The 5,450-nt window shown below is 44.3% G+C and carries 3 protein-coding genes, 5 tRNA genes and 1 pseudogene; 2 read left to right on the top strand and 7 right to left on the bottom strand.

Features of this window, described 5'->3' with window-relative positions:
- Nucleotides 1-271: 271 nt before the first annotated feature.
- From GX348_10850 to GX348_10865, 4 genes and pseudogenes are all read right to left on the bottom strand, one after another.
- Nucleotides 272-607: an alkylphosphonate utilization protein gene (locus GX348_10850; protein ID NLP42668.1), complete on the bottom strand. Its 336-nt coding sequence runs from the start codon at nt 605-607 to the stop codon at nt 272-274.
- Nucleotides 608-672: 65 nt separating this feature from the next.
- Entirely contained in the window at nt 673-1,920 is a 1,248-nt protein-coding gene (locus GX348_10855) for an HD domain-containing protein (protein NLP42669.1), read from the bottom strand.
- 18 nt (nt 1,921-1,938) lie between these two features.
- A pseudogene (gene citG / locus GX348_10860) lies at nt 1,939-3,306 on the bottom strand (triphosphoribosyl-dephospho-CoA synthase CitG).
- Between the two features lie 200 nt (nt 3,307-3,506).
- Nucleotides 3,507-4,457: a magnesium transporter CorA family protein gene (locus tag GX348_10865; protein ID NLP42670.1), complete on the bottom strand. Its 951-nt coding sequence runs from the start codon at nt 4,455-4,457 to the stop codon at nt 3,507-3,509.
- Nucleotides 4,458-4,819: 362 nt separating this feature from the next.
- Between GX348_10865 and GX348_10870 the strand changes: the two genes are divergently transcribed.
- Nucleotides 4,820-4,908 (top strand) — tRNA-Ser (locus GX348_10870).
- Between the two features lie 21 nt (nt 4,909-4,929).
- Nucleotides 4,930-5,020, top strand: a tRNA-Ser gene (locus GX348_10875).
- A 112-nt stretch (nt 5,021-5,132) separates the two neighbouring features.
- Here the strand turns inward: GX348_10875 and GX348_10880 are convergent.
- From GX348_10880 to GX348_10890, 3 genes are all read right to left on the bottom strand, one after another.
- Nucleotides 5,133-5,208, bottom strand: a tRNA-Phe gene (locus GX348_10880).
- 50 nt (nt 5,209-5,258) lie between these two features.
- Nucleotides 5,259-5,335, bottom strand: a tRNA-Asp gene (locus tag GX348_10885).
- 16 nt (nt 5,336-5,351) lie between these two features.
- A tRNA-Val gene (locus GX348_10890) sits at nt 5,352-5,427 on the bottom strand.
- Between the last annotated feature and the right edge of the window lie 23 nt (nt 5,428-5,450).

Raw genomic sequence — 5,450 nt, forward strand, 5'->3', positions numbered from 1 at the left:
GACCCTCTCATTACGAATGAGATGCTCTACCAGCTGAGCTATACCGGCATTTGACGTGAATATTATAGTCCTTCTGCAGCGGCCTTGTCAAGAATGGTGAGAGGCGTCTATTTTTATGTCTTTATGCTGGCAAATCGGCATATGATATTCCGGGGGATTAATTTGCTTATTGAGGTATTGGATACAGCTTTTGCACTGCTTGTTATACCTGTTGCAACAGGTATCCTGATATGGCTTATTTGCAAAATACCCGGTATTTAGAGGAACTGGTTTACGCCTTTTTAACAAATTCGGATTTTAATTTCATAGCTCCAAAACCGTCTATTTGACAATCAATATTATGATCTCCATCAACTAAGCGGATATTTTTTACTTTCGTGCCTATTTTAAGGACAGATGAACTTCCTTTTACTTTAAGGTCTTTGATTACTGTTATAGAATCGCCATCATTTAATATATTTCCATTTGCATCTCTGACAATCTTTTTATCTTCATTAGTTTCGCTTTCCAAAGTCCACTCATGAGCACACTCCGGACAAACCAGAAGATTACCATCTTCATAAGTGTACTCTGAATTACATTTTGGGCAATTTGGCAAATTAGACATAATTATTCTCCTTTGTATTGTATTTTATAGCTTTCTTGACTTAATGGTTTATACCTTTGTTCACTCTACTCACCATTTGCCATGGGTAAGCGATTGGCTTCTTCCATTAACTCAAATGCTTCTACCCTAGCGCTGAACAAATCGGCTACAATGTCGGCATCCAATTTGCGATTTGCGGCCATTGAGCCCATGATATTCTCGACTTTAGCCCATGGCATCTGCGGCCGGTAGGGCCGGTTTTCAGTCAAAGCAGCAAAAACATCGGCAACGGCTACGATGCGAGAGCCTAGCTTCAGCGAGTGGTTAGCTATTCGGAAGGGGTAGCCTATGCCATCGGGAGTTTCATGGTGAAAAGCCGCCCACTCAGCAATAATGTCGAAACCGTCAATCTGCTCTAAAATCCGATATGTATAATAAGGATGCTGCTTTATTATGGTGAATTCATCTGCTGTTAGTTTGCCGGGCTTTTCTAATATCTCGTTGGGAACGGCCAATTTCCCCAAGTCGTGCAAAAGACCGGCAACGCGCATCATTTTAATTTCTTCGGTGCTATAACCTTTATTTCTTGCCAGGAACTGAGCAGCAATAGCTACACTGTGCGAGTGCCGGGCTGTAAAGCGGCTGGTGTTGTCAATTACCGTTGCAAAGAGCTCGGCAATATTAGTTACATCGTCAATATCCAAACTTATACGCCCTAGGGAATTAATATTGTGGAAGAAGTTTCCGTAATAATAGGGATTAACCAGATCGAGCCAAAAGCCCTCCTTACTGGCTATGCTTGTTAAAAGCTCCACAAGCTCAGGATCAAAACTTGTTCCGCTTAAGCTCCGAATCGCCGCCATAATGCCTGATTTTTGTTCGAATATATTGATATTATCGCGCACTAAGATTTCGAGACGGTCTGCAAGGTTAATGATCCGGCTGACCAGTGGTATATCATTTCCCGCCAGGCCTGACGGATTCACCCCATTCCAGCTATCGTGATGATGGCGAATAGGTACCGCCAGCTCTTTGAACTGGGCTGAATCTTTAAGCAGTTTATAGCCTTCTTCAGCGTGGGTATAAACATTCCAGTTAGTTTCAAAGGTTTGGAGTTTGCGCTTTTCAGCCCAATTGGATGCTGCGCCGATATCATGTAATAACGCAGCATATAAAAGCACCTGCCGGTTGGCAGCATCTAACTTTAGCTGTTGGGCTATGCGGTCGGAAATCATAGCCGTTCGCCAATGATGGCGCGATAAACCGCCGGAAGAAAGTTCAAGGGCTAGCGATAGCGCCTTTATTAAATTAATAGGATGTATAGTAAATACCATTGGTACTCCTCCGCCCTGTTAAGATTCAGTTTCCAGTCTATGCAGGAACCAAGCAACTGCAAGTAAATCCGCCGCGCCGCCCGGACTGACATTATGAGCAATAAATTCTTTATCTAAACGCTCTATACTTGCGCGGCCGCCTTCGCTTGCTATGCCGCCTTCCATCAAGGCCGCCGCAGCTTTGTCACGCACCCAGTACCGCATCTTATCAGGATTATGCCGATGCATAACAGTAGTATCATCAACCTTCATCATTAATGCCAGTAAGGTATCTATTAGGGCATCATTGGCGCTCAACCCGGCAGCCAGCGATTGTTTAAGCGCAGGTATGGCCACTTCTCTTACGGCTGGTAATCCATTTTCCATTTCGCCACGAATGCCAGTTATCTTGTGCTGACGATAAAGGCGTTCACCGGCAGTAAGTTCATGATCCGGAAGCTGAGCTGAGCTTCCAAGTTCGCGTTCAACAATCCCGGCTGTTATTTCGGCAATAATATCAAGTATACACTCCGCTTTCAGCTGTCGGCCCCGGCGCTGAAGATGACCGGCAGCGGCCGCTGCTATACCCAGCGAGAAAAGCAGCCCCTTTTGGGTGTTGACTCCGCTAGTTGCGGCGAGCATAGCCTGCTCGGCCTCAATACCAATTGCGCGCAACACTGGTAGCATGTCCGCCAAGTTGCCTTCGTGATTGATACCAGCCTGAGCAGTTCTGGCCATAGCACTGCTGAGCGCAGCGGTACTGGCCATAAAAGTAAAAAAGTCCATATCATTATGAGCCCCACTGTTATTTCGATCGACCAATCCCGGCGCCGGCGTGCAGGCTACCTCAAATAGCATAGCTTCGACGGCTAATTGACCAATTCGTTGAGCTTCGGGGCTTAAATTATGGGTCAAGTAGGCTTTAAACCTTACCAATAACTTATTTACCGCCGACATTAGATCGGCAAGTTGATGCCGGTTTTCCCTCATACATATTATCGTATCTTGTCCACATACAAGGCAGGCACGACTTCGCCCTTGCTGCCGCCGCGATACTAGGTTTCCGTCGTTAGTAAAAACATCAATATCAAGCAATCGACCAAATGGCTGAGCCTCTTCAATCGCTACCGCCTTGGCCTTTAGTTCTTGAACCGGCCTATCTATTACCAACAAAGCTTCGGGGCCGGTCAGTAAATATAACTGCAGTATTTCATGAGTTTTAAAGTCAGCCTTGAGCTCTGCTACTGCGTAATCACACAACCGGCGGAGCACAGGCAGATCTTTATTCGGGCCTGGCATATTGATAGTAATGCTAACAAGCGGGAGATTATATTTTTTTAGCATTTCCTGCTGCCGTTGGCTGCGGGCCTCTTTCGCTGCCAATACCTCAGGTAAAGTAACCGCTTTTGCACAATCGCCGCTGCTATCTATCAGACTGTGTATAATCCGTACCCCCTCGTTAAGCTAGTCTCACTTCATTATATGTTGCTCAGAATAGGGCGTCAAACATCGACTATTCTGAGTTTTATCCTATAATTTCCTTAAGCCATCGCTAAGGCGTTAATGCCGTTGTAAAAGAAGACTGCCAAACCGGCAGTCTTTAAGTATTACAGCATCCTTTTCCTCCACAGTCCCAAGACAGTAAGCACGGCAAGCAAAAAAGCAATAATTACAATATATAAAAATCCTAACGGATAATCGGCCAGTGGAATAGGCACATTCATCCCAAAGAAACTTGCAATCATGGTCGGTATCGCCAAGATAATCGTCATAGAGGCTAAAAACTTCATTACAATATTGAGATTGTTGGAGATAATCGAGGCAAAGGTGTCCATCATGCCATTAAGAATATGCGTATACATTTCAACCATTTCGATGGCCTGCTTATTCTCGATGATAACATCTTCCAGCAAGTCCTCATCTTCTTCATACATTTTGATTAAATGCTGGAGTTGGCTGTTAGTCCTCATTCTGAGTAGTCTATCTAAAACAATGCCGTTAGAGCGGAGCGATACTGAAAAGTAGGTCAGACCCTTTTGCAGATCAAGCAAATCAAATAGTTCCTGATTTTTCATTGACTTGCGAAGATATGTTTCAATCTCATCAGTCCGGCGGTTTATCTGCTTGAGGTATCTTAGATAATAAGCAGCTGATTTATAAAGAATTTGAAACAAAAATCTGGTTTTCTTAAAGGTACTGAATAAGCGGGCATTTTCCGAACAAAATTCGCTTAAAACGGCATTTTGCTCAAGACAAACAGTTATAAAATGATCAGCTGTAACAATGATGCCCAGTGGGAGTGTATCATAACCGTCTTTACCCCTTAGCACCGGAATATTGGTAATTACCAACAGGCATTCATCTTCGATTTCAGTTCGAGAGCTTTCCTCTTCATCTAGCGCGGCCTTGAGCATTTCGAGGTTAACGCCGGTAAGGGCAGCGGTCTTGTTAAGCTCATCCGCCGTTGGATTTATCAAATTAAACCATGCACCCTTTTCTACAGTATCGGGCGTCAGGGTATTTAAGGTAGTGCAATTGCTTTTATATATATGAAGCATAACTATTCCCCTCTCATTTGGGAAATAGCCGAATCACCATAGAAAGGTGTGAAAAAATGGATATTTCCCGTGACATTGTACTAAATATGACGTTTTACTAAAACTAGGTATGTCTACATCCATTTTTCTCACCTTCTGTCTTGTTTATGTTGAGTATACATTAAAATATACCCTTGACTGCAGTAATAGTCAATAACTCATTGGTACTAACCTTAGCTGGATTAGTTTTACTATTGACAATATCTCTACTTTTTTATATTATTGTAGAGTAAGTGACATAATGATTTGCTAACTTATATTACCACTTGAAGTTAGTTGACAAAGCAGTTATCGACTGCTATAATATCAGATATGTCGGACACGGAGGGGTGTCCGAGCGGTTTAAGGAGCTGGTCTTGAAAACCAGTGATCCCGCAAGGGACCGTGGGTTCGAATCCCACCCCCTCCGCCATAATTTCACCAGCCTTAACATGGAGTGGTACTCAAGCGGCTGAAGAGGACGGTTTGCTAAATCGTTAGAGGGGGTAACCCCTGCGAGGGTTCAAATCCCTCCCACTCCGCCAAACATAAAACGGCTATTGACTGAAAAGTTGATAGCCGTTTTTGTATTAAGGATTGTCGCTAAATAAGAAAAATTCCCTGCCGTCATCTGACGCAGGGAATTAATTTTTAACATGGTGCCTCAGGGCAGAATCGAACTGCCGACACGAGGATTTTCAGTCCTCTGCTCTACCGACTGAGCTACCGAGGCAAGCACTATATAGAAAAGACTTGGCTTACGTCAAGTCTCTGTAACAAAAATGGCGACCCGGAAGGGACTCGAACCCTCGACCTCCGCCGTGACAGGGCGGCATTCTAACCAACTGAACCACCGGGCCGTATTTAAAAATGAAATGGTGGGCGATGACAGGATCGAACTGCCGACATCCTGCTTGTAAGGCAGGCGCTCTCCCAGCTGAGCTAATCGCCCATAAATGGTGACCCGTAAGGGAA

The sequence above is a fragment of the Veillonellaceae bacterium genome, assembly GCA_012523975.1.
Lineage (GTDB): Bacteria > Bacillota > Negativicutes > JAAYSF01 > JAAYSF01 > JAAYSF01.

Coding starts and splice junctions, on each gene's coding strand:
- GX348_10850 (NLP42668.1), bottom strand. CDS start 607: ATGTCTAATTTGCCAAATTGCCCAAAATGTAATTCAGAGTACACTTAT.
- GX348_10855 (NLP42669.1), bottom strand. CDS start 1,920: ATGGTATTTACTATACATCCTATTAATTTAATAAAGGCGCTATCGCTA.
- GX348_10865 (NLP42670.1), bottom strand. CDS start 4,457: ATGCTTCATATATATAAAAGCAATTGCACTACCTTAAATACCCTGACG.